This is a genomic window from Sinorhizobium alkalisoli, assembly GCF_008932245.1.
Lineage (GTDB): Bacteria > Pseudomonadota > Alphaproteobacteria > Rhizobiales > Rhizobiaceae > Sinorhizobium > Sinorhizobium alkalisoli.
In genome coordinates, this window is record NZ_CP034909.1 from 3,207,610 (window position 1) to 3,233,395 (window position 25,786).

Below are 25,786 nucleotides of genomic sequence, written 5' to 3' on the forward strand. Positions count from 1 at the left end.
CCGTTCCGTCTGATCGCCAAAAGCTGACGTACGAACGCCCGAGCGCCTGAGAAGCGCAAAATGGGATGCGGGTGCGGCCATTTCCGCTGTCCGTACGTGGAATGTCATTCCATGTTCGGCGCTTGGATGAAATTCACGCCGACCGCTGGCGTGTTGGCCGCCTTATAGATAATTTCTTGAAATCGTGCCAGACCAACCAAGGTCCAAACGGAACTTTTTTTGCCCTGCGGCAAGAGCGTCGAGGAAAGCTTAGAATTCATGCGCCTGCTGGTAGAAGGTTTGAGTGCAAGGCGTGGCGAGGAACTGATTTTTAACGATATTTCCTTTGCGCTGGCAGCCGGTGAAGCGCTCCTCGTGACGGGTCCGAACGGCTCCGGAAAGTCCACCTTGCTGCGCGTTCTGGCGGGCCTGCTCGCAGCCGAATCGGGCAGCCTTCTTCTTGTAGACGCACCTGCCGGTTTCGAGCATCCGCGCGAGCTCAGCCACTATCTCGGCCATCGCAATGCGATGAAGCGAGAGCTGACTGTGGAGGAAAATCTTTCCTTTTGGCAGCGTTTTCTGGGTGATTCTCCCGGCGGCTCCGGGATCGATCTTGCCGCGGCGGCCGAAGCCGTCGGCCTTGCCGGCATCTCCCATCTGCCCTTCGGCTATCTCTCGGCCGGCCAGCAACGGCGCATGGCGATGGCAAAGCTCCTCGTCGCCTACCGGCCGATCTGGATCCTCGACGAACCGACCGCGGCACTTGATGCCGGCGCCGACAGGCTCTTTTCCGGTTTGGTCGCCGACCATCTCGCGCGGGGCGGCATCGTGATTGCCGCAACCCACCAGCCGCTCGGCATCGGCCGGGCGCAGACCTTGCAGATGACGGGGTTCGTCCATTGATCGCCCTCTTCTTCCGCGACCTGAAGCTTTCCGTGCGCGCCGGCGGCGGCGCGATGATCGGCGTCCTCTTCTTCATGACGATCGTCGCCGTCATTCCCTTCGGTGTCGGACCGGATCTCAATCTGCTCGCGCGCATCGGCCCGGCCATCCTCTGGATCGGCGCGCTGCTTGCCTCGCTGCTTGGTCTCGACCGGCTTTTCCAGGCGGAACGCGAGGATGGCTCGCTCGATCTGCTTTTGATGCAGGAGACGCCGCTCCTCCTGACCGTCTTCGTCAAATGCGCCGCCCATTGGGCCGCAACCGGCCTGCCGCTGGTGGTCGCCTCACCCTTTCTCGGCCTGTTCATGAACATGGACGAAGTCGCGATCGGAGCCACCGTGGTCACGCTTCTGGCGGGCACGCCGGCGATCACCTTCATCGGCGCGGTCGGCGCGGCGGTTGCCGTGGCGCTGCCACGCGGCGGCCTGCTCGTCTCGATCCTTGTGCTGCCGCTCGCCGTGCCCGTGCTGATCTTCGGCGTCAGCGCCGTCTATGCGGCGATCCAGGATCCGGCCCCTTTCCTGCCGCCATTCATGATATTGATGGCGATAACCCTGTTCTTCGCGGTGATCGGGCCGGTCGCGGCCGCTGCCGCGCTTCGGCATTCGGCCGATTGAGGTCGACCGCACGAACGCGAGGCGAAAGCCCGTCCAGGCGTGGATCTCGGCGGACCGTAACGCAATCGTGATTGACCACTGCATAATTCCTTAGATCGACTTCGATCCAGGGATAGAAATATGCAGCAAATCGAAGTGCTACAGCGACCTTTGCGCGTCGAAAGGACGCGCGGCGCCGTAGATCAATTGCGGAAGTGGTGCTTCCGCGTTAAAGAGCCGTCATGAGGGAAAACAGCCTGGCCATCCGCAAGTTCAGCGACCTCGCCAATCCAACACGGTTCCTGGCGCTTGCCGCTCGCGTGCTGCCGTGGCTTGCCGTGCTCACGGTGCTGTTCTTTGCCGTGGGCCTGTGGCTCTCCTTCACGACCGAGGGCGATTACCAGCAGGGCGAGACGGTGCGCATCATGTATGTGCATGTGCCCGCGGCCTGGCTGTCGATGATGTGCTACACGGTCATGGCGATCTCGGCCCTCGGCACCCTCGTCTGGCGCCATCCGCTCGCCGACGTTTCGGCCAAGGCGGCGGCTCCGATCGGCGCCTCCTTCACCTTCCTGGCGCTCGTCACAGGCTCACTCTGGGGCAAGCCCATGTGGGGCACCTGGTGGGTCTGGGACGCGCGGCTGACCTCCGTCTTCGTGCTTTTCCTCATGTATCTTGGGCTGATGGCGCTCAATCGGGCCATGGAGGATCCGGCCCGCTCGGCGCGCGTCTCGGCCGTCTTGGTGCTGGTCGGCTTCGTCAATATCCCGATCATCAAATTCTCCGTCGAGTGGTGGAACACGCTGCACCAGCCGGCGAGCGTCATGCGCCTCGACGGGCCGACCATCGACCCGGAATTCCTGTGGCCGCTGATGGTGATGGCCATCGCCTTCACGCTTCTGTTCTTCTCGCTACATATCGCCGCCATGCGCAACGAGATCTGGCGCCGGCGGGTGACCTCGCTCAGGCGTCAGGCGGCGCGCAATGCCGGACGGGAGTCGCTCGTGCCATGATGAGCCACGCTGCCTATGTCCTCTCGAGCTATGCGGTTGCGGTCGCGACCGTTGTCGGACTGGTGCTCTGGGTCGTCGGCGACGGCCGCGCCCGCCAGCGCGAACTCAAGGCGCTCGAGGCCGCCGGCATCCGCCGCCGTTCGGCCGAGGCGACGGGTGGAGAGAGCACATGACGAGCACGCCTGCGCCGCGGCCGGACGAGCGCAAGCCCGGCGCCTTGCGCTACTTGCTCGCCGCCCTGCCGCTCCTGATCTTTGCGGGGCTTGCAGCGGTCTTCTGGAGCCAATTGAACTCCGGCAGGGACATCGGCGAAATCCCCTCCGCGCTGATCGGCACCAAGGCGCCGATGCTCGACATGCCGCCGCTCGAAGGTGCCGTGACGCCGTCGGGCGAGCCGATGCCGGCGCTGACCGATGCCGCGGTCAAGGGCAAGCTGAGCCTCGTCAATGTATGGGCCTCCTGGTGCGTGCCCTGCCGCCAGGAACATCCCATCATTCTTGAGTTGTCGAAGGATCCGCGCCTGACTGTCGTCGGCATCAACTATAAGGACCGGAACGAGAACGCCCTGAGATTCCTCGGCGAGCTCGGCAATCCCTTCTCGGCGATCGGCGTCGACCCCAACGGCAAGGCGGCAATCGACTGGGGCGTCTACGGCATCCCGGAATCCTTCCTCGTCGCCGCCGACGGCACGATCCTCTACAAGCGCGCCGGTCCTTTCGACGAGCAGACGCTGAAGGAAGGGCTGATGCCGGCGATCGAGAAGGCGCTGGCGGGGTCGTGAGCGGGCCCGCGGTTTCACCGCATCCGCCCCTCCGGCCTGCCGGCCACCTTCTCCCCGCAGGCGGGGCGAAGGTGACTCGCGGCGTCCCCTCACCCTCGTTCCTCCCTCGCGGGTGAAGGACTAAAGATTCGCGTGTTCCCACTTTTGTCCTACTCGGGAACGAGGAACTCGGCGTTGTCGCGAGTCCCTTCTCCCCGCGAGCGGGGAGAAGGTGCCGGTCCACCCTCCGCAGCTGCTGCGGAGGACGGGCAGGCGGATGAGGGGCCAATTCGCTGCGCCCTCAGCCCCCCGCCTGCCACACCTTGACCGAATCGAGCGGCCAGACGAGCATCAGCACGTTGAGCGTCAAATTGTCGCGGATCATCCAACCGGTAAAAAGCTCGAGGGCGATCGCGAGCGCGATCGTCATGGCCACCGGCAGCCGCGAGGCGAGCAGGAAGCCTGCCGCCATGGCGAGCGTATCCATGGTCGAATTGAGGATGCTGTCGCCGAAATAGTCGAGCGAGATGGTCGCGGAGCGGTAGCGGTTGATCACCACCGGGGTGTTTTCGGCAATTTCCCACGCCGCCTCGATCGCAGTTGCGAGCAGCAGCCGCGCGCTCAGAGGCTTGCCGCGCAGCAGAAGATGGCCGAGGCCATAAAAGAGGAAGCCATGGATGATGTGTGACGGCGTGTACCAGTCGGCGATGTGCTGGGAATTGCCGCTGGAATTGAAGGCACCCTCCCAGAGCTTCACATAGCCGCATTCGCAGATCCAGAGCCGCCCCATGAGGTGCTGCACCAACATTTGAACGGCAATGACGCCGAGGCAGGCTATCAGCCAGATCCACACCCGCTGCCTGTTGTCTTCGGTGCCGGCGGCCAGCGTCATTCGGCGCTTTCCCGTTCCAGCGAATGCCGCATGATCAGCGGCATCTGGAGAAGCGTGAAGAGGATGGTGATTGGCATCGTTCCCCAGACCTTGAAGGCGACCCAGAAATCGGTCGTGAAGGAGCGCCAGACGATCTCGTTCAGCACGGCGAGAAACAGGAAGAACAGGCCCCAGCGGATCGTCAGCTTGCGCCAGCCATCCTCGTCAAGCTTGAAGGCGGCATGGAAGACATAGCCGAGCAGAGACTTGCCGAAGAGGAGCCCGCCAAGCAGGATCGCGCCGAAGAGCGTGTTGACGATAGTCGGCTTCATCTTGATGAAGGTGTCGTTCTGCAGCCAGAGCGTCAGCGCGCCGAAGACGAAGACGACGATCCCGGAAATAAGCGGCATCATCGGCAGCGTGCGGGTCATGATCCAGGAGGCGATGAGCGCCGCCGCCGTCGCCGCCATGAACAGGCCGGTCGCGATGAAGATCGGGCCGCCCAGCTCGCCGAGCACCGGAAAGCGGCTCGCCAGCCATTCGCCGCGCGAATTGGCGAAGAAAAAGACCATCAGCGGGCCGAGCTCCAGCACGAGCTTCAGAAGCGGGCCTACCTCTGTCCGCGGCTTTGCGGCCTCGATTGTCGACATTTGCGGATCCTGTTCTCTCATCTCTCGCCTGGCTTGAGCGGGACGCAGGCGGAAAACCGCTTCACATTTTTCCTCACCCCGCTCCGGCAGCTCATAACACCAGCATTGCGGCAAAACCATATCAACCGGTGCTTTCGCCGCACAGCTTCGCCGCCGGTCACGCGCCGCCGACACCCGCGATCGCCTCGGCGAAGTCCTTCGCCTCGAACGGCTCGAGATCGTCGATCCCCTCGCCGACACCGATGAAATAGACCGGCAACTTGTGCTTGGCGGAGATCGCCACCAGGATGCCGCCGCGCGCCGTGCCATCCAGCTTGGTCATGATCAGCCCGCTGACACCGGCGACATTGCGAAAGATCTCCACCTGCTGCAGCGCGTTCTGCCCGGTCGTCGCATCGAGAGTCTGCAGCACCGTGTGCGGCGCTTCGGGATCGAGCTTGCCGAGAACGCGCACGATCTTTTCGAGTTCCGCCATCAGCTCGGCCTTGTTCTGCAGCCGGCCGGCGGTGTCGATGATCAGCACGTCCGACTTCTTCTCGCGAGCCCGCTCATAGGCCTCATAGGCGAGACCCGCCGCATCGGCGCCAAGCTTGGAGGCAACGATGTCGGATTTCGTCCGTTCCGCCCAGATCTTCAACTGCTCGATCGCAGCGGCGCGGAACGTATCCCCGGCCGCCAGCATCACCTTCAGCCCCGCGCCCGAGAGTTTCGCGGCGAGCTTGCCGATAGTCGTCGTCTTGCCGGTGCCGTTGACGCCGACGACGAGGATCACATGCGGTTTGTGGCTGAGGTCGAGCTCCAGCGGCCTAGCGACGGGCCCCAGCACCTTGGTGATTTCGCCCGCCATGATGCGGGAGACGTCTTCGCCGGTCACATCCTTGCCGTAGCGCTCGGAAGCGAGCGTATCGGCGATGCGCATCGCCGTCTCGACGCCGAGATCGGCCTGGATCAGCAAGTCCTCCAAATCCTGCAGCGTCGCCTCGTCGAGCTTGCGCTTGGTAAAGAGGCTGGCGATCTGTCCGGTGAGCTGCGAGGAAGTGCGCGCGAGGCCGCGGCGCAGGCGCTGGTACCAGGAAAGCTTCAGCTGCGGTGCGGGCGCTTCCTCCTCGGGGCGTCTTTCCGCGGCTGCGAAGCCTTTGGGGAGGTGGGGCGCCGCCGTGGCTGCCTCGGTTGCGTCACCCCCCTTGCCAGGCATCTCCCCCTCGAGGGGGGAGAGCGCAGGAGGTGTGGGTTCTTCCTCTCCCGTCACGACAGCGTCTGCAGCGATATATGCACTTGGTTCCGGGGCTTCCTGCGCGGCACTCGCTTCGGCACCGGCCTGCTTTTCGGTCCGGTTGCTCTCGGAGGGGGCGGCAGCCTCCGCCTGATCTCCCCCCTTATGGGGGAGATGTCCCGAAGGGACAGAGGGGGGCATCGCCGCCTCGTCGGCTAGTGCAGCACGGTCGGAAGGGGCTTCACCCCCCTCTGCCCTGCCGGGCATCTCCCCCCCTAGGGGGGAGATTGGATGCGGAGCGCTCTCTTCCTCCACCGCGACGCCTTCGTCAGCAGCGACGTTCGTGCCTTTCTCAAAGCTTTCGCTTAATGCGTCGGCCCCCGGTGCGGTTAGCTCGGGCGGGATGGGGAGATCCTCTGCACCGAGCTTCGCCTCCTCGAAGGCGGCTCGATCGTCCTCGGCGCCCGCTTCGGTCTCCCCTTGCTCCCCCTTGTGGGGGAGGTGTCCCGAAGGGATAGGGGGGGATGCCGCCGCTTCGTCCGCAATCACGGCATCACGTGTCTCCGGCGCCGCCTCCTGCGGCGGCACGGGTTTCTCCTCGACGGTGTCCTTGCCGAAGGAAAAGATCTTCTTGATGAAACCAATTGCCATGGGACTATCCAGGTATCAGGCCGCAGCCATCTGTTTGGGCTGCATCATCAGATGCTTGCCGTTATGACCGGTGATCGCGACCCTGGCGAGAGAGCGCGGCTCGAGCCCGGCGGCGTCGACGAGCGTGAAGTTTTCCGTGTGCGCAAGGCCGTTCATCTCGACGAGGATCGTCTGCTCGCTGCCGATCATGCGTTCGAGATGGGCGGCGTAGAGGTCAGCCCCCTTCGCCCTCAGCCTTGCGGCGCGTTCCTTGACGAGCGCTCGGTCGAGCTGCGGCATGCGCGCGGCCGGCGTGCCGGGGCGAGGGCTATAGGGAAAGACATGCAACTGCGCGATGCCGCATTCTTCCGCGAGCCGCAACGAATTGGCGAACATTTCCTCGGTTTCCGTCGGGAACCCGGCGATCATGTCCGCGCCGAAGCTGATCTCGGGCCGCAAGCGGCGTACCTCGTCGCAGAAGGCGCGCGCATCGGCGTTCGAGTGCCGCCGCTTCATCCGCTTCAGGATCAGGTCGTCACCGTGCTGCAGCGACAGGTGCAGATGGGGCATGAAGCGCGGCTCTTCGGCGATCACGTCGAGGAGGTGCCGATCCGCCTCGATGCTGTCGATCGAGGAAAGCCTGAGGCGCAGGATCTCCTGCACGTGCTTCAGCAAGGTCTTTGCAAGAAGCCCGAGCGTCGGTGTCCCGGGTAGGTCCACCCCGTAGCTCGTGGCGTCGACGCCCGTCAGCACGATCTCCCGGTAGCCGCCGTCGACAAGCCGGCGCGCCTGCTCGACGACCGCACCCATCGGCACCGAGCGGGAATTGCCGCGGCCATAGGGAATGATGCAGAACGTGCACCGATGGTCGCAGCCGTTCTGCACCTGGATGAAGGCGCGTACATGGCCGTCGATATGCTTCACCATTTGCGGCGCGGTGGCGCGCACACTCATGATGTCGTTGACGCGCAGCTTCTCCTCGGCCGAGACGCCGAAATCCGGCAGGGCGCGGTAGGAGGCGCTCTTGAGTTTTTCCTCATTGCCGAGCACGGCATCGACCTCCGCCATTTCGGCGAAGGTTTCCTTCTCGGTCTGGGCGGCGCAGCCGGTGACGATGATACGCGCATGCGGGTTTTCGCGGCGCGCGCGGCGGATCGCCTGGCGCGCCTGGCGCACCGCCTCGCCGGTGACGGCGCAGGTGTTGACGAGAATGGCGTTGTTCAGCCCCGCCTTCTCGGCCTCCGCCCGCATGACTTCCGATTCATAGGTGTTCAGCCGGCAGCCGAAGGTTATGACCTCGACGCCGCTCAAAGCGCCCGGGCTCCGCTTTCGCCGCTCGTCTCGTCGCGCTGAAAGGCGCCACTGGCGGGATCGACCGTTCCCGACCATTCCCATTCGGCCGGTCCGGTCATGATCACGTGATTGTCCGCATTGCGCCATTCGATCAGCAGCGGACCGCCCGGCACGTTCACGGTCACCGTGCGCTCCGTGCGGCCGGTTCTCGCGCCGCTGACGGCGGCTGCGCAGGCGGCCGAGCCGCAGGCGAGCGTCAGACCCGCACCGCGCTCCCACGTCCTGAGGTCCATCTCGGTCCGGGAGCGGACATGCGCGATCGATATATTGGCGCGCTCGGGGAAGATCGGATGGTTTTCGAGCAGCGGTCCGAAGCGGTCGAGATCGTAGCTCCAGACATCGTTCTCGACCCAGAAGATCGCATGGGGATTGCCCATCGAGGCGACGGACGGCGAGTGGAGGACCGGATCGTCGATCGGCCCGATCTGCAGCTCGATGCGGCGCGTGTCGTGGAATTCCTCCGCGAGCGGTATTTCGTTCCAGCCGAAACGCGGGCTTCCCATGTCGACGGAGATCGTGCCGTCATCATGCTCCTTCGCCTCGAGCAGGCCGGCGACCGTATGGAAGAGGAAGACCTTCTTGCCGGTCTCGGCGGCGAGCGCCTGGACGACGCAGCGCGTGCCGTTGCCGCAGGCCTGCGCCATCGAGCCGTCGGAATTGACGATGTCGATCCAGGCGTCGGTGCCTGCGGCCTTCGGATCGTGGATCGCCATGATCTGGTCGAACTGGGTCGCCGGATCGGCATTGAGCGCGATCGCGGCCGCGGGCGTGACGCGATCCTTGCGGCCGCGCATGTCGACCACCAGGATCTTGTTTCCAAGCCCGTTCATCCGGGCAAATTGCACCTGATCGGCCATGTCGCGATCGTCCAAACCTGGCCTCCCACCGGGGGAGGCGCCCAATTTGCGCTGTATATGGCGGAAAAGCCCGGAAATTACCAGTGCCGGCGTCGTTCTCATGCGGCCGGCGCAAGAGGCACATCGTAGACCTCGCCCGGGCGCAAGGCCCTGAACCGGTCCGCTTCGATGCCGGCCTTTTCGAGGGCAGCCTCAAGCGCTCTCAGCGGCTCCTCGATCCCCTCATTGGTCAGCCGGAAGGTGCCCCAATGGTGACCGGCCACATGTCCGGCGCCGCAGGCGAGCATGCCCATCACCGCCTCTTCCGGATTCTGGTGCTGGCCTTCCATGAACCAGCGCGGTTCGTAGCAGCCGAAGGGCAGGTTGGCGAGGCGGAAAGCGCCGTGCTTTCTCCGCGCGCTCCGGTAATTGGTACCGCCGTGAAAGCCGGTGTCGCCGATGTGATAGATCTTGCCGGCCGGGGTCTCGAGGACGAAGGCGGCCCAGAGCGCCATCCGCCGGTCGCTCGTGCGGCGCGCGGACCAATGGTGGCAGGGTTCCGCATGGACGACGATGCCGTCTTCGAGGTCGAGCCGATCGCCCCAGTCCATGACGGATATCCGAGCGCCCGGCACGGCACGGCGGATGATCGTGTCGTTGCCGAGCGGCGTAACAATATGCGGTTCATGCCCGGCATGGAGCGCGTCGAGCGTCTTAAGATCGAGATGATCGTAGTGATTGTGGGTGACGAGGACGACGTCGATCGGCGGCAAGTCGTCCATCAGGATACCGGGCGCGTTGCGGCGATGGGGTCCGGCAAAGGCGAAGGGGCTTGCGCGGCCCGACCAGACCGGATCGGTCAGGATGTTGACGCCCGCCACCTGGATCAACAGCGTCGCGTGACCGACCATGGTCACGCGCAGGCGGTCGCCGGCAACGGCGAGATCGGGTTTGGCCTGATGGAAGGGGCTTTGGTAATGCGCCGGCCATTGCACGCGTCTGCCGCCGAGCTGCCAGCGAATGAGGTGCGCCAGACCGCGCGGCGGGAAGCCGCCGGGGTTGAAGAAGCGGACACCGTCGAAATGATCGGAAATCGGGCCGCTGTAATAGGGATTGACGTCCTTCCTCATGGCTGCCTCGACCGCATGCTTGCGAAAGATAGGAAAGCAGACTGGCCAAGGACAGGGGGGCGCGGCGGACCGTCAAGAATTTCTTGAAGACGGCAACTCGATTGCTACCATGCTTCAATGCTGGTCCGATTCGACAAACAGGAGCGCCTCTATAAGGCGATCAGGCTCATCCGCCCCGTCCACCTCAATGTCGGCAGGACGATGGAGAAACTGCTGCAAGCGGCGGGGATCAGCGTCGCCGAGCGCGCCGTCCTCGAGCTCATCTGCGGACAGCCGCTGACGGTTCCGGAGGCGGCCAGGCAGCTCTCCATGAAGCGGCAGTTCGTGCAGCGCATGGCCGCCGGGCTCATTTCCAAAGGCCTGATCGAGAAGACGCCCAATCCCGAGCACCGCAGCGCCTATATCTGCGCGCCGACCGCCGCCGGGCGGGATCTGTTCCAGACCGTTCACCGGCGCGAGCTCGAGATGCTGCACGCCGTTCTCGGCGACATCAACCAGACCGAAGTGGTCGTGGCGCTGCGGGTGATGATGCGCATCGACGCCGCCTTCGAGGCGCTCGCCGCGGCCAGTGAAGGCGGGGAGGAGAGATTGTGACGCCGCTCCTCTGGGCGCTCGCGGCGATCGTCGTCGTCGCGCTGCTTTTTGTCCTCGAATTGCGGCGCGAACTCAAGGCAGCCTATACGCCGACGACCGGCGAACGCATCGATGTCTCCCTGCGGCCGAACCTGGCGCTGCTCATCATCGACATGCAGGAGGATTTCACCACCGTCGGCGGACGGTACGGCTGGGACGAGGCCTATCTGAAGGCCCGTATCGAGGCGATCGACATTATGGCCGCCAAGGCGAAGAAAGCGGACATCCCCGTGATCGCCATTCGCCATGTCTATCGCGCGCCGCTCATACGGCTGATGATCCGCCTCTTCGGCGAAGGGCGCGGTATTCCCGGCTCCAGGGGCCTCGGTCTCATGAGGCTCCCGGTCGAGCCGGATTTCGAAGTGCTGAAGGCGCGCAGCGACAGCTTCTCGTCACCGGAGCTGGAAGGCTATCTGGCGGCGAAACAGATCGGAACTCTCCTCCTCACCGGGCTCGACGGCTCCTATTGCGTGCAGGCCACCGCCAACGGCGCGCTCAATCGCGGCTATCGGGTCGAGATCGTCGAAGACGCGGTGCTGAGCCGCGATCAAGCGGATTGGGGCAGGCAGGTCGCGGCGCTCAAGGGCCGCGGCGCCGTCCTGATTTGAAGCCGGGCGCTCCGGTTTCACCTTCCGCTCCTTGACTTTCCGCCGGCTTTCCTGTTTATCCGGGCAAAATCCTTCGCAAGTGATGACTTCGAAGCCGCCGACCGGGGCCCGAAAAGGTGTAAAGAGAGCCCGGAGGCCACCATCCGACAGCGCGTCGCGCCCTCGGGTGGTTTTTGGCTTTGCGCCTTGTTTTCCACGCGAGGGACCCCACGTTTCCGGCGAGCCTAGAAGGCCAACCGGAACCAGAAGGATGAGAGTATGTTCGAGAGCCTGCAGGACCGTCTTGGTTCCATATTGAATGGACTGACCGGCCGCGGCGCCCTGTCGGAAGCTGACGTTTCCGCGGCGCTACGGGAGGTTCGCCGTGCGCTGCTCGAAGCCGACGTCGCGCTCGACGTCGTGCGCTCCTTCACCGAAAAGGTCCGCGAAAAGGCGGTCGGCGCGGAAATCCTGAAGGCGATCAAGCCCGGCCAGATGGTCGTCAAGATCGTCCATGACGAGCTTGTCGCCATGCTCGGCTCGGAAGGGGTGACGATCGACCTCAACGCGCCCGCCCCAGTGGTCATCATGATGGTGGGCCTGCAGGGCTCGGGCAAGACGACGACAACCGGCAAAATCGCCAGGCGGCTGACGACGCGCGACAAGAAAAAGGTCCTGATGGCCTCGCTCGACACCCGTCGCCCGGCCGCCCAGGAACAGCTGCGCCAGCTCGGCGTCCAGACCGGCATCGACACGCTGCCGATCATCGCCGGCCAGTCGCCGACCGATATCGCCGTCCGCGCCGTGCAGGCGGCGAAGCTCGGCGGCCATGACCTCGTCATCCTCGACACCGCCGGTCGCACCCATATCGACGAGCCGCTGATGATCGAGATGGCGGAGATCAAGCGGAAATCCAATCCGCATGAGATCCTGCTCGTCGCCGACGCGCTGACTGGCCAGGACGCCGTCAATCTCGCCCGCAACTTCGACGAACGCGTCGGCATCACCGGCCTCGTCCTGACCCGCATGGACGGTGACGGCCGCGGTGGCGCCGCCCTGTCGATGCGCGCAGTCACCGGCAAGCCGATCAAGCTCATCGGCGTCGGCGAGAAGATGGACGAACTCGAGGAGTTCCATCCCCGCCGTGTCGCCGACCGCATTCTCGGCATGGGCGACATCGTCTCGCTGGTCGAGAAGGCGGCGGAGAACATCGATGCCGAGAAGGCGGCGGCCATGGCCGCCAAGATGGCCAAGGGAAAGTTCGACCTGAACGACCTCGCCGATCAGTTGCGGCAGATGCAGAAGATGGGCGGCATGGGCGGCATCATGGGGCTGATGCCGGGCATGGCGGGCATGAAGGACAAGATGGCCGCCGCCGGCCTCGACGATAAGCTGTTCAAGCGCCAGCTTGCCATCATCTCCTCGATGACGAAGGCCGAGCGGGCTAATCCAGACATCCTCAAGCATTCGCGCAAGAAGCGCATTGCGAGGGGCTCCGGCACCGATGCCTCCGATATCAACAAGCTCCTGAAGATGCACCGCCAGATGGCGGACATGATGAAGATGATGGGCGGCAAGGGCAAAGGCGGCATGATGAAGCAGATGATGGGGGGCCTCGCCAACAAGATGGGCCTCGGGGGCTTAGGCGGCGGCATGCCCGATCTCTCCAAGCTCGACCCGAAACAGCTCGAAGCGCTGCAGAAGCAGGCTGAAGCGGCCGGTCTCGGCAAGCCGGGCGGGATGCCGGGCCTCGGCGGCGGAAATGGTTTGCCCGGCCAAGGTTTACCGGGCCAAGGTTTACCAGGATTGGGCGGCGCCAAGCTGCCGGGTCTTGGCGGCGGATTCCCGGGCCTTCCCGGCCTGCCGAAGAAGAAGTGAGGATCGCGACGAATGCTTGATCCCGAGATCAAAGAGGAATTGGCGAGCTACCGGCAGTCGATCGACAATATCGATGCCGCTCTCGTCCATATGCTGGCCGAACGCTTCCGCTGCACCAAGGCGGTGGGTGTTCTCAAAGCCAAGCACAGCTTGCCGCCGGCCGATCCGGCGCGCGAAGAATACCAGATCGAACGCCTTCGGCACCTTGCCAAGGATGCCAATCTGGACCCGGATTTCGCCGAGAAGTTCCTGAACTTCATCATCAAGGAAGTCATCCGGCATCATGAAGCCATTGCCGCCGATCGCTCGCAGCCCGCGGGCAGCGCCGGCACCACCCGTTCCGCTTGAAAGAAGCGGTCAAGAAAGCCTGCAAGGAGTAAATTGATATGGCACTGAAAATTCGTCTCGCCCGCGGCGGTTCCAAGAAGCGCCCCTATTACCAGATCGTCGTTGCCGATGCCCGCTCGCCGCGTGACGGCCGCTTCCTCGAGAAGCTCGGTTCCTGGAATCCGATGCTTGCCAAGGATGACGAAAAGCGCATCGAACTGAACGCCGAGCGCGTGAGCCACTGGATCGCCCAGGGCGCGCAGCCGACAGACCGCGTGCTCCGCTTCCTCGACCAGGCCGGTCTCGCCAAGCGCCCGGCCCGCAACAACCCGACCAAGGCACAGCCCGGCAAGAAGGCTCAGGAGCGCGCCGCCGAAGCCAAGCAGCGCGCCGAAGACGCAGCCGCTGCCGCAGCAGAAGCTGCCGCGGAATAATCTGCATCAAAACGATGTGGCGGACGGGCGGCATTTCCATGCCGCCCGTTTTGCTTTATGTGCAGCCCACAAGACCCCGCATGGATGCCGGCGATGACGACACTCAAGAACCCTGTCCTGATGGCGACGATCGGTGCAGCGCAAGGCCTGCGCGGCGAAGTCCGGTTGAAATCCTACACGGACGATCCGACCGCGCTCGGTGATTACGGCCATCTGCACAGCGACGACGGCCGCGTCTTCGAGATCCTGGAAGTCCGCGAGGCAAAAAACGTCGTCATCGTGCGTTTCCGCGGCATCAACGACCGGACTGCTGCCGAGGCGCTGAACGGGCTCGAACTCTTCATCGAGCGCGACAACCTCCCCGACGATGACCTCGAAGAGGACGAGTTCTTCTATGCGGACCTCGAAGGCCTGGAAGCTGTCGACAGCGCCGGAAAGAGCTACGGCTCGGTGACGGGCGTTTTCGATTTCGGCGCCGGCGACCTTCTGGAACTGAAAGGCCCGGGCAGAAGACCGGTGCTCATTCCCTTCACCGAATGGTCGGTTCTGGAAATCGACCTGGAGGCCGGCAAGCTGCTGGTCGACCCGGTAGCCGCGGGCCTGGTCGACGACAAGGACGAGGGTATCGGCAAATCCTTCCCCACCAAGCGCAAGTGAGACGGCAATGTCCTTTCGCGCGACGGTGCTGACGCTTTATCCGGAGATGTTCCCGGGGCATCTCGGCCTGTCCCTTGCCGGCAAGGCGCTCGAACGCGGGCAATGGTCGATCGAGGCCGTGCAGATCCGCGATCACGCCGAGGACAAGCACCGCACCGTCGACGACACGCCGGCCGGCGGCGGCGCCGGCATGGTACTGAAACCCGATGTGCTTGCCCGCGCCATCGATCATGTCTCGTCGGATGACGATCGGCCGCGCCTGTTGATGAGCCCGCGCGGGCGGCCGCTGACCCAGGCACGGGTGCGTGAGCTTGCGAGCGGCCCCGGCGCGGTCATCGTCTGCGGCCGCTTCGAGGGAGTCGACCAGCGCGTCATCGATACGCGCCAGCTCGAGGAGATCTCAATCGGCGACTACATCCTCTCCGGCGGCGAGCCGGCGGCGCTGGTGCTGCTCGATGCGGTCGTGCGCATCCTACCGGGGGTGATGGGCAACGACCTTTCCGGCGTGCATGAGAGCTTCGAGGGCGGATTGCTGGAGCACCCGCACTATACGCGGCCGCAGGTCTTCGAAGGTCAGGAGATCCCGGCGGTACTGACCTCCGGAAACCACGGGGCAATCGCCAGATGGCGCGAGGCCGAGGCGCGGCGGCTGACGGAGGAGCGCCGTCCGGACCTTCTGAAGCGTGATCCGGCTCAGCCCGTGAAGAAATAATAGGCGGCCAGCAGCAGGCCGACGGCCACGACGAGCGCGCGGATCACCGATTGGGGAACCCGCCGCGCCGCCCAGACGCCTGAATAGCCGCCAAGTGCCGCGCCCGGCACCATGATCGCCGCGTGCAGCCAGGAAACGACGCCACCCGCCGCGAAGACGAAGATCGCGATCGTGGCAATCACGATCGAGATGAAGTTTTTGAGCGCGTTCAGCCGGTGATAGCCACCGCCGGTCGCAAGTCCGAGCACCGCAAGCATCATGATCCCCATGCCGGCCCCGAAGAAGCCGCCATAGACCGAGGTCGCCATCTGGCTTGCGACGCCCAGCGGGCCGATCCTGTGCTCGTCGCTGCGCGCCTTCGGCTTCAACAGGGGCCCAGCGGCGAAGATCGCGGTGGCGGCAATCAGCAGCCAGGGCACCATGGCGCGGAAGGACGGATTGGAGAGCGACAGGAGGATCAGCGCCCCCGCAAGTCCGCCGATCGCCGAGATAAGTCCCAGGACGATCGCGTTGCGACGATCGGCGCGGATCTCCTTGGCATAGGCGAGCGCCGACGTGACATAGCCGGGCAACTGGATGATCGAGGAGGTCGCATTGGCGACGATTGGCGGCAGACCGCCGAGCGTCATGGCGCCGAAGGTGAGAAACGTGCCGCCGCCAGCGATGGCATTGACGACGCCGGACAGAAATCCGGCAACGAACAGCAGTAGCACATGGAATAGCGTCATCATCTCCCCCCGAACGGCCTGGACATCGGGATAGCCGCTTGCGATATCGGCTGCAAGCACCGAGAAATTCCGCTTTCGGGGATGACAAGCGGGCCCGTTTGGTGTATGTGCCGGCCCGGTTCGGGTTCTTGCCCGAGACCGTAAACAAAGACGACCATAAACAAAGAATGGTGAAACCGCTCCTGCCCGACCGGGCAAGGCCCGAAGGAATCCGACGGGCCGGTCGAGAGCGCTCTGGCTGTTTCAGAAAAGCAAAGGTTTAGACCGATGAACATCATCCAGCAGCTGGAAGCCGAACAGGCCGCCAAGATCGCCGCCAAGCGCACCCTTCCGGAATTCTCCGCCGGCGACACCGTGCGCGTCAACGTCCGCGTCGTCGAAGGCAACCGTACCCGCGTCCAGGCCTATGAAGGCGTCTGCATCGCCCGCTCCGGCGGCGGCATCAACGAGAGCTTCACCGTTCGCAAGATCTCCTATGGCGAAGGCGTAGAGCGCGTCTTCCCGGTCTACTCGCCGCTCGTCGAAAGTGTAGACGTGGTTCGCCGCGGTAAGGTCCGCCGCGCCAAGCTCTACTACCTGCGCGACCGCCGCGGCAAGTCGGCCCGTATCGTCGAGAACACCGGCACGCGCGCCCGCAAGCTGAACGAAGCCGAGCGTCAGGCAGTTGCCGAGGAAAAGGCTCGCATCGAGGCTGAAAAGGTTGCAGCCGCCCAGGCGCTCGCCGCCGAAAAGGCAGCCGCCGAGGCCGCCGAGAAGGCCGCTGCCGAGGCAAATGCAGCGGAAAACGCCGCAGAATAAGAAATCGCATTTTCCGGGATTTGCAGGAAGGCGGCCTCGGGCCGCCTTCTTTATTTGGGGATCAATGCGCAACAGTCTCGGCCCAAATCCCGCTCCACCCGCGAAGAGGGCCTACCACAAGCCTGGCAACCTCGAATCTCCGCGACCCATTTGGCTTGTATTCCCCTGAAATTTCGTGACATCTTCTGTCGCCATAAATTTCCAGGAGTACCTTCCATGACAATCCGCCGCCAGGTGCTTGCGGGCATCGCCGCCGCCCTCGCCCTTCCCTTCGCCTTCTCCGCGCCCGCTGTCGCCAGCGACCTGCCGGATCTCGGCGGCAGAACGGTCGTCGTCGCCACCGAGAACGCCTATCCCCCGCTGCAATTCGTCGACCCGCAGAGCGGCAAGGCAGTCGGCTGGGAATACGACGCCATGAACGAGATCGCCAAGCGGCTGAACTTCAAGGTCGAGTATCAGAACGTCAGCTGGGACGCCATGATCCAGGCGGTTTCCGACGGCCAGTACCAGATCGGCATGACCGGCATCACCATCAAGGACGACCGCAAGGAGAAGGTGGATTTCTCCGATCCCTATATGCGCTCCCAGCAATTCATGCTGGTGCGCAGCGACGAGGCGCGCTTCAACGACGCCAAAAGCTTCGCCACGGTCGAGGATGCGCTGATCGGCGCGCAGCCGGGCACTTCGCCTTTTTATACGGCCGTCTACGAGATTCTCGACGGCAACGAGCAGAACCCGCGCATCAAGTTGTTCGAGACCTTCGGCGCCACCGTCCAGGCGCTCAAGGCCGGCGACGTCGATCTGGTGCTGACCGACAGCGTCGCCGCACAGGGTTACGTCGACGCGTCCGAAGGCAAGCTGAAGGTGGTCGGCGAGCCGCTTGGCACCGAGGACTTCGGTTTCATCTTCCCGAAGGGCTCCGATCTTGTCGCCCCGGTCAATGCCGCCATCAAGGCGCTCAAGGAGGACGGCACCTTCGAGGCGTTGAACAAGAAGTGGTTCCTCGACTACAAAATGGGTGGCTGATCGCTTGGCTCCAGTCAAATCATCCGGCACATCCGGGAAGGGCGACTATCCGTGGTGGCTGGTCGCCCTTCTCGCGATCGCCGCTCTTCTTGCTGCGGTCATCGTCACCAACGAGATATTTACACAGGTCTTCGGCGTCGTGCTCAAGGGCATAGGCGTGACCGTCTTCGTCACGCTTGCGGGCTTTGCGCTTGCGACCGTGCTGGGCCTTGGCATCGCCCTGATGGCCCTTTCCGAGCACGTGGCGCTCCGCCAGGTCGCGCGCTTCTATACGGAGGTCATCCGTGGCGTGCCGATCCTCGTCCTGCTCTTCTATATCGCCTTCGTCGGGGCGCCGGCGCTTGTGGTTGCGGCCAATTTCCTGGCGGCGCCGATCATTTCGGCAGGATGGATGGAGCCGCTGGTCGTTCGCGACATATCGCTGATGTGGCGGGCGATCATCGCGCTGATGATCGGCTATTCGGCCTTCATCGCCGAGGTCTTTCGCGCCGGCATCCAATCGGTCGACAAGGGGCAGGTCGAGGCCGCGATGGCGCTCGGGCTCTCGCGCTTTCAGCGCTTCCGCCTTGTGGTCTTTCCGCAGGCGATCCGCGTCATCCTGCCACCGCTCGGCAATGATTTCGTGGCAATGGTGAAGGATTCCTCGCTCGTTTCCGTGCTCGGCGTCGCCGACATCACGCAGATGGGAAAGATCTACGCCTCTGGCTCCTTCCGCTTCTTCGAGACCTATTCGATCGTCGCCTATGTCTACCTGATCCTGACGATCGGGCTGTCGCTCGCATTAAGGGCGCTCGAGCGGCGGCTGCGCCGGGCGCAGGCACGGTAGTGGAAGCGCCGCGCGTCTCTTCAGACGCGCAAAGCTTGCTGCAACTCTTTGAACCTGCGCAACGGCGCCCGAAAATCGGGTACGAATTTCGGGCCAATGCGCCAAGCTAATGCATGCCTGAGGTCAGCGCAGGCGCCCTGGCGGCGAGCGCCGCGCGCAGCTTTTCGAGCGCCCTCGTTTCGATCTGGCGCACGCGTTCCTTCGATATGCCGAGAGCGACCCCCAGTTCTTCGAGTGTCGCTCCGTCCTCCGACAGCCGCCGCGCACGGATGATCTTCATTTCGCGCTCGCTGAGTTCGCCGAGCGCGCTGTGCAGCCAGCGGCGCGCGCGTTCGCCGTCGATCGTCTCGCTGACCTGCTCGTCTGGCAGCGGCGCGTCGCTTGGAAGGAAATCGAGGCGCGCGCCGCCCTCCGCGTCGCCGTGCCCAACCGGCGCCTGCAACGACGCGTCGTTGCCGGAAAGGCGCGCATCCATGGTCTGGACGTCCGCGAGACTGACGCCGAGAGCGACGGCGATTTCCTCATGCATCGCCTGCGATGTAAGCTGCCGGTCCCCTTGGGCCAGCCGGGCTCTCAGCCGGCGCAAATTGAAGAACAGCGCCTTCTGCGCCGAACTGGTGCCGCCTCTGACGATCGACCAATTGCGCAAGACATAATCCTGCATCGAGGCCCGGATCCACCAGGTGGCATAGGTGGAGAAGCGTACCTCCCGGCTCGGCTCGAAACGCGCGGCCGCCTCCAGGAGGCCGATATGACCCTCCTGGACCAGGTCGCCCATGGGCAGACCGAAGCTGCGGAATTTCGCTGCCATTGCGACAACCAGACGCATATGCGACATGGCAATCTTGTTGCGGGCCTCCTGATCGTGGTCGTATCGCCAGGCTTCTGCCAGCGCATGCTCTTCGTCCCGCTCCAGATAGGGGGCATCCATGGCGATCTTGATCAAACGCCGGTCTGCTGTGAGAGTCTTCATCGATTGCTCCGTATTGGCGCCGAACGCCTCGCCGTGAATAGGGACCAAACGCCGCCGGCAGCGTTCGGCGATGACGGAAATGGGCACGACTTGACGAAATAAGAGAGCGCCCTAAATCGAAATACGAACCTGAAACGGTGAGAAGTCACAGAGCCAGATCGCCCGGGCGTAGAACCGTCCCGTTAACGTCAAACGTACGCGACAGCGAAAAGTTCCATCGGATGCACGATTTTTGATTGCAGCGGGCAAGGGCCTACACGGCGGTATTCTTGCTGTGGGCGCAACCACATCGACCTTTCAAATGTAATCGGACGCGCAACGGCCCCTTTTCTTTTCTTTGAATTGCTGCATGCCAAGAAATCGGATCCGATATTCGGGCCGATGCGAAAAACCGAAGTCGATAAGGAGACAGGCAGCGGGACCGGACCCGCTGTTGCAGTGAAAAATAGAAAGCCCGGCACTGAGCCGGGCTTTCTGGTGTCTTGGTAAGTGCAGGTCGAGAAGTTTTGCCCGCGTCAACGCGGGTGCGCCGTTCCCAAGGAACCGTCGCCGATCCGGATGATTAAGCGGCCTCGTCCTGGGCATCGTCCTCTTCGACGGCCTTGCCGCGCTTCGGCCCCTTATTGAGGTTCGCTTCCACGAGGCGCACGGCTTCCGTTTCCGACATCCTGTTCACCGCCGCGATCTCGCGTGCCATGCGGTCCAGAGCGGCTTCATAGAGCTGGCGCTCGGAATAGGACTGTTCCGGCTGGTTCTCCGCGCGATAGAGGTCGCGCACCACTTCCGCAATGGATATCAGATCGCCGGAGTTGATCTTGGCGTCGTATTCCTGGGCGCGCCGCGACCACATGGTCCGCTTGACGCGAGCCTTGCCCTGCACAACCTTCAACGCGCGATCAACGAAATCGGTCTCGGACAACTTACGCATGCCGATGCTGACGGCTTTTGCCACCGGCACCTTGAGGCGCATCTTGTCCTTCTCGAAATCGATGACAAAAAGCTCGAGCTTCATGCCCGCAACTTCCTGCTCCTCGATCGCGACGATCTGGCCAACACCATGGGCCGGATACACAATCGATTCACCGGTCTTGAAGCCTTGGCGCGTTGAAGATTTTTTCTGCTGGGTCGTCATTCGTTTCAAACACTCCCTGTTGCGCACCGGCCTCAAGAGGCCGGGCCGGGTCGGTGAGGCCCGGATAGACGGGGATACCGCCGGGTGGGGTCCATCCTGCTCCGTCCGACGAAACACAAACAGCCACATACGCCGCAATCACAAGCAACGAAACGTTGCGTATTTGAAGAGTGCCGCGTCGTGGAGATCGTTTGCTTTCGTGCTGGTTTTCGGGCGCGCAAAAGCACCCTCTGTGGATCAGTGTGCGGAACCTATCACAAAAAACTGCCGAAATCAATAATTTGCTGCATGGCAACGATCAAGCAGCCACGCTCGCACCGGTCACGGGCCGGCGGGGATTTCCCCACATTTCGTCCCTGCATCTCTTAACCTTGGTCAGCCGCGACGAACGAAGCGGCCGCCGGCCTCAGTCGCCTTGCCCCGGCTCCGGGGAGAAATACTGTTCGTATTTCCCTTCGACGCCGTCCATCTCCTTGGCCTCGGGCATCGGCTCCCGCTTGACCGTGATGTTCGGCCACTTAGTGGAAAAATCAGCGTTCAATTTCAACCACATGTCCAGGCCAGGCTCGGTGTCCGGCTTGATCGCGCCAGCGGGACATTCCGGTTCGCACACGCCGCAGTCGATGCATTCATCAGGGTGGATGACGAGGAAGTTCTCGCCTTCGTAGAAGCAATCCACCGGGCAGACTTCCACACAGTCCGTATATTTGCAGCGAATGCAATTGTCGGTCACGACATACGTCATGAGGTACTCCAGCCAATGCTCACATTTGATGGCAGACGGCAATTGACGGTGATGCCCTGTCGTCCGCACATGCTAGGAATGTCCGGCGCGCATAGCTGCCGAAGCAGACCCGAATGCCACCCAACGTGGCTTGTGACGTAAAGGCTTTGGACGTCCTTTGCAAGAATTATCCATGCGCGATTTGCCGCGGAATGAGCAGACTTTTCCGCCGCCGCCACGCTTTCGGATCGCCACGCCCAAAACGCCATCTACCCCGGCAGGACCCAAACGGCCACCCCGGGTCGGGAGCGCGCCGGAGCTATTGCATCGGCCTGAATGTCGTACCCGACTTTTGGGAAGCTCAATGCACAGATTCAAAGGGTTGCGCGACCTTTGCGCGTCCGAAAAGACGTGCGGCGCTGCAGGTGCCGGCCCTAATCCCGGTCGTCGGAACCGGGCTTCAGGCGGTCCGTTTCGCGACGCTCCCTCTTGGTCGGTCGCCCGGCGCCGCGCTCGCGCGTCGCCTGCTCGAAGGGCGTCCGTTTCCGTGTGGCGACCGGCGGCGTCAGATCTTCGTAAAGCAGCCGGGCCTCTTCATAGGGCCCCCGCCGAGTTCCCGGCAAGAGCACCCGCACGACGAGATCGCGCTGCTCGAGCGACAGCTCCAGCATGTCGCCCGCCCTGACCTGGGCAGAGGATTGTATTTCCCGTGTGCCGTTCACCGCCACATGGCCGGCTTCGATCGCCTTCTGCGCAAGCGACCGCGACTTGATGAGCCGGGCGAAGAACAGCCACTTGTCGAGCCGCTGGCGCATTGCGGGCGGGGACGTTGGCTGTTTCTCCATGACTTCGCCTATTTCTTCAGCTGCTCCTTGAGAGCGGCGAGCTTCGCGAAAGGCGAATCCGGATCGAGTGGCTTTTCCTTGCGCGGCGGGCGTCCCTCGAACTTGCCGCCGCGATCATGGCGATCCTGACGCTCCTTGCGCTGGCCACCCGGCTTGCCGTCCTGTGCCTTTCCACGCGCCGGTCCGCCGCTCTTGCGTCCGCCCTCGCGACCGTCAGCCTTACCATGGCGTTCGCCATGGCGCTGACCGCCGCGGCGCTGGTCGCCCTGATGGCGTCCGCCCGCCCGTTGGTTGTCCTGGCGTGTGCCTGGACGCCACAGAAGCACCGGCTTCGGTTCCGCCGGGTCCTCCGCTTCGGCCGGCGCGACCGCGCCTTCGCCCGGGGTTTGCGCGGCCGGAGCATCCGCCGGCGCCTCGTCCAAGGCATCCGTCGCAACATCGATTTCGCTCTGCTCCGGAGCAGCTTCCGCGGCGGCAGCCGCGTCGGCTGTCGCACCGTCGTCGCCCGCAAGGAAGCTTGCCGCCTCCTCCGCGGTGACCACGTCCGCGCGATAGCCGAGACCCTTCAGGATCTCCTCCATGTCGTCCGGCGTCGCGCCCAGGATTGAGAGCATAGAGGTCGTCGCCATGAAGCGGCGGCCGTCATAGGCGCCGTCCGGACGCGGCGTCGTCCCCGGCGCCCATTGCAGGAGCGGACGGATGAGGTCGGCAAGGCGCTCCAATATGTCGATCCGGACCGCGCGCTTGCCGAGATAGCGAAAGCCCGCGAGCTTGTAGAACGTCCGCTCGAAGGACGGGTCGGCGACAACCGAGGTGCGGCCGGCGGCGAGCATCGGGATCAGTTCGCCATAGCCGGGCTTGTCGAGTCCGTCGTTCTTCAACGCCCAGAGCAGCGTGATGAGCTCCGCCGGCGCCGGCTTCAGGAGCGCCGGCAGGAAGATGTGATAGGCGCCGAAGCGGACCCCGTATTTACGGATCGAGGCGCGGCTTTCTTGATCGAGCGACTTCACCTCATCCGCGACATCTCGGCGGAAGAGCACGCCGAGATTCTCGACGAGTTGGAAGGCAAGCCCCTTGGCGAGTCCTTCGAGATCCTCCGCGCGGGAAATATCGTCCAGCGGCTTGAGCACCGTGCTGATGTGATGATTGACGAAGCGTTCGATGCGGGCCAGCACATGCTCGCGGGCATTGGCCTGGAGCTGCTCGTCGGCGAGCAGGATAACGCGGGGACGCATGACGTGGTCGCTGGCGGTAAGCCGCGCGACGGGATCGCCGAGCCAGCGCACGAGGCCGTCCGAGGACAGCGCCAGATCGCCATTGCCGGCCGCGTAAAGACGAGCGGCACGCGCCTCGAATTCCAGCGCCAGCGCCTTCTGGGCGGCGCCCTGAACAGCTTTTGCATCCGCCCCTTCGCCGGCGGCCAGGGTGAACCGGAACCCGGTTAGCTGACCAACATGGTGCCCCTCGACGAAGACATCCCCATTCACACTGATTTCTGCTTCCAGCATCGCATTCTCTCTCAGGCGCTTCATGAGCACAGATGTCCTGCGATCAACAAAGCGTTTCGTCAACCTTTCATGCAACGCGTCGGACAATCGATCCTCGATTTCCCGCGTCTTTTCTTGCCAGTGTGTCGGATCGGCAAGCCACCCGGGCCGGTTGGACACATAGGTCCAGGTCCTGATCTGCGCAATTCGCGCCGAAAGTGTGTCGATCTCGCCGTCCGTGTGATCGGCGCGGCGAACCTGCTCGGCCATGAAGTCTTCATTGACCCGGCCGTCACGAACAAGGTCCGCATAGATCGTCGAGATCAGGTCGGCATGCTGCGCCGGCGTGATGCGACGATAATCGGGCAGCGCGCAGGCTTCCCACAGCTTCTCGACCCGCTCCGCCGTGGTTGCGACATCCGCCACCTCGGGATAGCGCGCCAGGTGCTCCAGCGCCTGCTGGTCGACGGCCGGAAGTGCGCGGGCAAGCCCGGAAACGGCAGGCGCCGCCTCGAGACTCATCTTCAGCGCCTTCAGCGAGGAGAAGTCGAGCGCCTTGGAACGCCATTGCAGCACCCGCACCGGGTCGAACTCATGTGATTCGATGCGATGGACGAGTTCGTCCTCGAACGGATCGACGCGTCCCGTCACGCCGAAGGACCCGTCGCGGACATGGCGGCCGGCGCGCCCCGCGACCTGGGCGAGTTCCGCCGGGTTGAGGTTGCGGTACTGGTATCCGTCGAACTTGCGATCCTGGGCAAAGGCGACGTGATCGACGTCGAGATTGAGACCCATGCCGATCGCGTCCGTCGCCACCAGATAGTCGACGTCCCCCTCCTGGTAGAGCGCGACCTGGGCATTGCGGGTACGCGGCGAAAGCGCGCCGAGGACCACGGCCGCACCGCCGCGCTGGCGCCGGATGAGCTCGGCGATCGCATAGACCTCATCGGCCGAAAAGGCGACGATCGCCGAGCGGTTCGGCAGCCGCGTGATCTTCTTGGAGCCGGCATAGAGCAGTTGCGACATGCGCGGCCGCTCGACGACGGTGATGCCGGGCAGGAGATGCTCCAGGATCGGCCGCATGGTCGCGGCACCGAGGAGCAGCGTCTCGCCTCGACCACGCAGATGCAGGAGCCGGTCGGTGAAGATATGGCCGCGTTCCAGGTCACCCGCGAGTTGCACCTCGTCGATCGCGACGAAGGAGGCTGTCGTCTCGCGCGGCATGGCTTCGACGGTGCAGACCGAATAGCGGGCCCGATGCGGCGAGATCTTTTCCTCGCCGGTGATCAGTGCGACATTGTGATGGCCGACCTTCTCGACGAGACGCGTATAGACTTCGCGCGCGAGCAATCGCAGCGGCAGCCCGATGACGCCGCTGTCATGCGCCACCATGCGCTCGATCGCGTAATGCGTCTTGCCGGTATTGGTGGGCCCGAGCACCGCGGTCACGCCGCGGCCGCTCAGGATCATGGATTGAAAGGACAAGGTATCGATCCCGGGCAGTCTCAACGAGCCGGCGCGCGCTCGCGCCCCGGCCGGAAACAGATGCCCATGCGCAGGGCCAAACGCAAGGGGCGCGAGCGATTAAATGCGACTGGCGCTGGCCCATATCTAGCGTCTCCATACCGTTCCGCAATGTTGACATTTGGAACAGCCGCGGAACGAATCGGCGACGAATCGCTATTCGCAATGATTCACTGTATGTTCACCGCTATATGTAGACCGTCCGTGGCGGATTCACACGAGATGCTGAATCTGTAACGACCATGTGGGCTCAGGGGCCCTTGACGGCAATTTCTTCGTCGCCGCGTCGGGACTCGGCGCAAAGGATTCGGAATCCAAGAGTCTTGAATACCTGAAAAATTTTTCACCTGATTCGGATCGAGACTCGGAAGATCGGGGAATGAGAATCGCCGCCGCAGCATCCCGGAATCGATCGGCGCATAAAGGGAGACTCGCCGATAGACAAATTTTCCGTTTTTGTTCCCTACAAGATATAGATGCACATTGCCCATGCGCGAGGTCTGAAATGCTTCGCGCTCAACG

General features: G+C 63.8%; 27 protein-coding genes. 15 read left to right on the forward strand and 12 right to left on the reverse strand.

All coding sequences use genetic code 11. From position 1 onward, the window contains the following. The first annotated feature begins 258 nt into the window (after nt 1-258). From ccmA to EKH55_RS15425, 5 genes are all read left to right on the forward strand, one after another. A complete protein-coding gene (gene ccmA, locus EKH55_RS15405; protein WP_069458795.1) occupies nt 259-882 on the forward strand; it encodes a heme ABC exporter ATP-binding protein CcmA in 624 nt (207 codons plus the stop codon). Then, nucleotides 879-1,538 carry a heme exporter protein CcmB gene (gene ccmB, locus EKH55_RS15410; RefSeq protein ID WP_069458796.1) on the forward strand — a complete coding sequence of 220 codons (660 nt, stop codon included), beginning with the start codon at nt 879-881 and terminating at the stop codon, nt 1,536-1,538. The genes ccmA and ccmB overlap by 4 nt, the downstream gene beginning before the upstream one ends. A gap of 221 nt (nt 1,539-1,759) precedes the next feature. After that, nucleotides 1,760-2,530 (forward strand): heme ABC transporter permease, encoded by a 771-nt coding sequence (locus tag EKH55_RS15415; RefSeq protein WP_069458797.1) that lies wholly within the window; start codon nt 1,760-1,762, stop codon nt 2,528-2,530. Next, complete coding sequence (ccmD, locus tag EKH55_RS15420) at nt 2,527-2,703, forward strand: heme exporter protein CcmD (RefSeq protein ID WP_083265334.1); 177 nt, start codon at nt 2,527-2,529, stop codon at nt 2,701-2,703. Before EKH55_RS15415 ends, ccmD begins: the two co-directional genes overlap by 4 nt. Beyond that, nucleotides 2,700-3,311, forward strand: coding sequence for a DsbE family thiol:disulfide interchange protein (locus EKH55_RS15425; RefSeq protein WP_069458798.1), 612 nt, complete (start codon nt 2,700-2,702; stop codon nt 3,309-3,311). The genes ccmD and EKH55_RS15425 overlap by 4 nt, the downstream gene beginning before the upstream one ends. Before the next feature lie 280 nt (nt 3,312-3,591). Here the strand turns inward: EKH55_RS15425 and EKH55_RS15430 are convergent, their stop codons facing one another. The 6 genes from EKH55_RS15430 to EKH55_RS15455 all read right to left on the reverse strand — a co-directional run bounded on the left by EKH55_RS15430 (nt 3,592) and on the right by EKH55_RS15455 (nt 9,973). Then, entirely contained in the window at nt 3,592-4,182 is a 591-nt protein-coding gene (locus EKH55_RS15430; RefSeq protein WP_151611765.1) for a DUF2585 domain-containing protein, read from the reverse strand. After that, a complete protein-coding gene (locus EKH55_RS15435) occupies nt 4,179-4,811 on the reverse strand; it encodes a septation protein A (protein ID WP_083265335.1) in 633 nt (210 codons plus the stop codon). The genes EKH55_RS15430 and EKH55_RS15435 overlap by 4 nt, the downstream gene beginning before the upstream one ends. Nucleotides 4,812-4,968: 157 nt before the next feature. Next, the gene (gene ftsY / locus EKH55_RS15440; protein ID WP_069458801.1) at nt 4,969-6,675 is read right to left on the reverse strand and encodes a signal recognition particle-docking protein FtsY; all 1,707 of its coding nucleotides are present in this window, start codon (nt 6,673-6,675) and stop codon (nt 4,969-4,971) included. Nucleotides 6,676-6,690: 15 nt separating this feature from the next. Beyond that, nucleotides 6,691-7,965: a tRNA (N(6)-L-threonylcarbamoyladenosine(37)-C(2))-methylthiotransferase MtaB gene (gene mtaB / locus EKH55_RS15445; RefSeq protein WP_069458802.1), complete on the reverse strand. Its 1,275-nt coding sequence runs from the start codon at nt 7,963-7,965 to the stop codon at nt 6,691-6,693. Then, nucleotides 7,962-8,864, reverse strand: coding sequence for a diaminopimelate epimerase (gene dapF, locus EKH55_RS15450; protein ID WP_069458972.1), 903 nt, complete (start codon nt 8,862-8,864; stop codon nt 7,962-7,964). Before dapF ends, mtaB begins: the two co-directional genes overlap by 4 nt. Nucleotides 8,865-8,962: 98 nt before the next feature. Beyond that, nucleotides 8,963-9,973, reverse strand: a complete 1,011-nt coding sequence (locus tag EKH55_RS15455) for an MBL fold metallo-hydrolase (protein WP_151611766.1) — start codon at nt 9,971-9,973, stop codon at nt 8,963-8,965. Nucleotides 9,974-10,090: 117 nt separating this feature from the next. Between EKH55_RS15455 and EKH55_RS15460 the strand changes: the two genes are divergently transcribed. The 7 genes from EKH55_RS15460 (at nt 10,091) to trmD (ending at nt 15,201) form a co-directional block, all read left to right on the forward strand. After that, nucleotides 10,091-10,567, forward strand: coding sequence for a MarR family winged helix-turn-helix transcriptional regulator (locus EKH55_RS15460; RefSeq protein ID WP_069458804.1), 477 nt, complete (start codon nt 10,091-10,093; stop codon nt 10,565-10,567). Further along, a complete protein-coding gene (locus EKH55_RS15465) occupies nt 10,564-11,214 on the forward strand; it encodes a cysteine hydrolase family protein (RefSeq protein WP_151611767.1) in 651 nt (216 codons plus the stop codon). The genes EKH55_RS15460 and EKH55_RS15465 overlap by 4 nt, the downstream gene beginning before the upstream one ends. 258 nt (nt 11,215-11,472) lie before the next feature. Next, nucleotides 11,473-13,071 carry a signal recognition particle protein gene (ffh, locus tag EKH55_RS15470; RefSeq protein WP_069458806.1) on the forward strand — a complete coding sequence of 533 codons (1,599 nt, stop codon included), beginning with the start codon at nt 11,473-11,475 and terminating at the stop codon, nt 13,069-13,071. A 12-nt stretch (nt 13,072-13,083) separates the two neighbouring features. After that, complete coding sequence (locus EKH55_RS15475; protein WP_069458807.1) at nt 13,084-13,419, forward strand: chorismate mutase; 336 nt, start codon at nt 13,084-13,086, stop codon at nt 13,417-13,419. A gap of 38 nt (nt 13,420-13,457) precedes the next feature. Beyond that, the gene (rpsP, locus tag EKH55_RS15480) at nt 13,458-13,832 is read left to right on the forward strand and encodes a 30S ribosomal protein S16 (protein ID WP_069458808.1); all 375 of its coding nucleotides are present in this window, start codon (nt 13,458-13,460) and stop codon (nt 13,830-13,832) included. A gap of 93 nt (nt 13,833-13,925) precedes the next feature. Further along, nucleotides 13,926-14,489 carry a ribosome maturation factor RimM gene (gene rimM, locus EKH55_RS15485; RefSeq protein WP_151611768.1) on the forward strand — a complete coding sequence of 188 codons (564 nt, stop codon included), beginning with the start codon at nt 13,926-13,928 and terminating at the stop codon, nt 14,487-14,489. A gap of 7 nt (nt 14,490-14,496) precedes the next feature. Continuing rightward, entirely contained in the window at nt 14,497-15,201 is a 705-nt protein-coding gene (gene trmD / locus EKH55_RS15490) for a tRNA (guanosine(37)-N1)-methyltransferase TrmD (RefSeq protein ID WP_069458810.1), read from the forward strand. Here the strand turns inward: trmD and EKH55_RS15495 are convergent. Further along, nucleotides 15,183-15,929: a sulfite exporter TauE/SafE family protein gene (locus tag EKH55_RS15495; RefSeq protein WP_069458973.1), complete on the reverse strand. Its 747-nt coding sequence runs from the start codon at nt 15,927-15,929 to the stop codon at nt 15,183-15,185. The two genes, trmD and EKH55_RS15495, sit on opposite strands and share 19 nt — an antisense overlap. Nucleotides 15,930-16,196: 267 nt before the next feature. Between EKH55_RS15495 and rplS the strand changes: the two genes are divergently transcribed. The 3 genes from rplS (at nt 16,197) to EKH55_RS15510 (ending at nt 18,579) form a co-directional block, all read left to right on the forward strand. After that, the gene (rplS, locus tag EKH55_RS15500; RefSeq protein WP_069458811.1) at nt 16,197-16,727 is read left to right on the forward strand and encodes a 50S ribosomal protein L19; all 531 of its coding nucleotides are present in this window, start codon (nt 16,197-16,199) and stop codon (nt 16,725-16,727) included. Nucleotides 16,728-16,943: 216 nt separating this feature from the next. Next, nucleotides 16,944-17,753 carry a basic amino acid ABC transporter substrate-binding protein gene (locus tag EKH55_RS15505; RefSeq protein ID WP_069458812.1) on the forward strand — a complete coding sequence of 270 codons (810 nt, stop codon included), beginning with the start codon at nt 16,944-16,946 and terminating at the stop codon, nt 17,751-17,753. Between the two features lie 4 nt (nt 17,754-17,757). Then, the gene (locus EKH55_RS15510) at nt 17,758-18,579 is read left to right on the forward strand and encodes an amino acid ABC transporter permease (protein WP_069458974.1); all 822 of its coding nucleotides are present in this window, start codon (nt 17,758-17,760) and stop codon (nt 18,577-18,579) included. Nucleotides 18,580-18,685: 106 nt separating this feature from the next. Here EKH55_RS15510 and EKH55_RS15515 read toward each other — a convergent pair whose 3' ends face one another. The 5 genes from EKH55_RS15515 to EKH55_RS15535 all read right to left on the reverse strand — a co-directional run bounded on the left by EKH55_RS15515 (nt 18,686) and on the right by EKH55_RS15535 (nt 25,210). Continuing rightward, on the reverse strand, nt 18,686-19,552 hold the full coding sequence (locus EKH55_RS15515) for an RNA polymerase factor sigma-32 (RefSeq protein WP_151611769.1): 867 nt from the start codon (nt 19,550-19,552) through the stop codon (nt 18,686-18,688). Nucleotides 19,553-20,114: 562 nt separating this feature from the next. Then, nucleotides 20,115-20,684, reverse strand: a complete 570-nt coding sequence (locus EKH55_RS15520; RefSeq protein ID WP_151611770.1) for a CarD family transcriptional regulator — start codon at nt 20,682-20,684, stop codon at nt 20,115-20,117. Between the two features lie 406 nt (nt 20,685-21,090). After that, on the reverse strand, nt 21,091-21,429 hold the full coding sequence (fdxA, locus tag EKH55_RS15525; protein WP_069458815.1) for a ferredoxin FdxA: 339 nt from the start codon (nt 21,427-21,429) through the stop codon (nt 21,091-21,093). Between the two features lie 413 nt (nt 21,430-21,842). Beyond that, nucleotides 21,843-22,253: an RNA-binding S4 domain-containing protein gene (locus EKH55_RS15530; RefSeq protein WP_151611771.1), complete on the reverse strand. Its 411-nt coding sequence runs from the start codon at nt 22,251-22,253 to the stop codon at nt 21,843-21,845. A gap of 8 nt (nt 22,254-22,261) precedes the next feature. Continuing rightward, nucleotides 22,262-25,210, reverse strand: a complete 2,949-nt coding sequence (locus EKH55_RS15535; RefSeq protein WP_192803783.1) for a helicase-related protein — start codon at nt 25,208-25,210, stop codon at nt 22,262-22,264. Between the last annotated feature and the right edge of the window lie 576 nt (nt 25,211-25,786).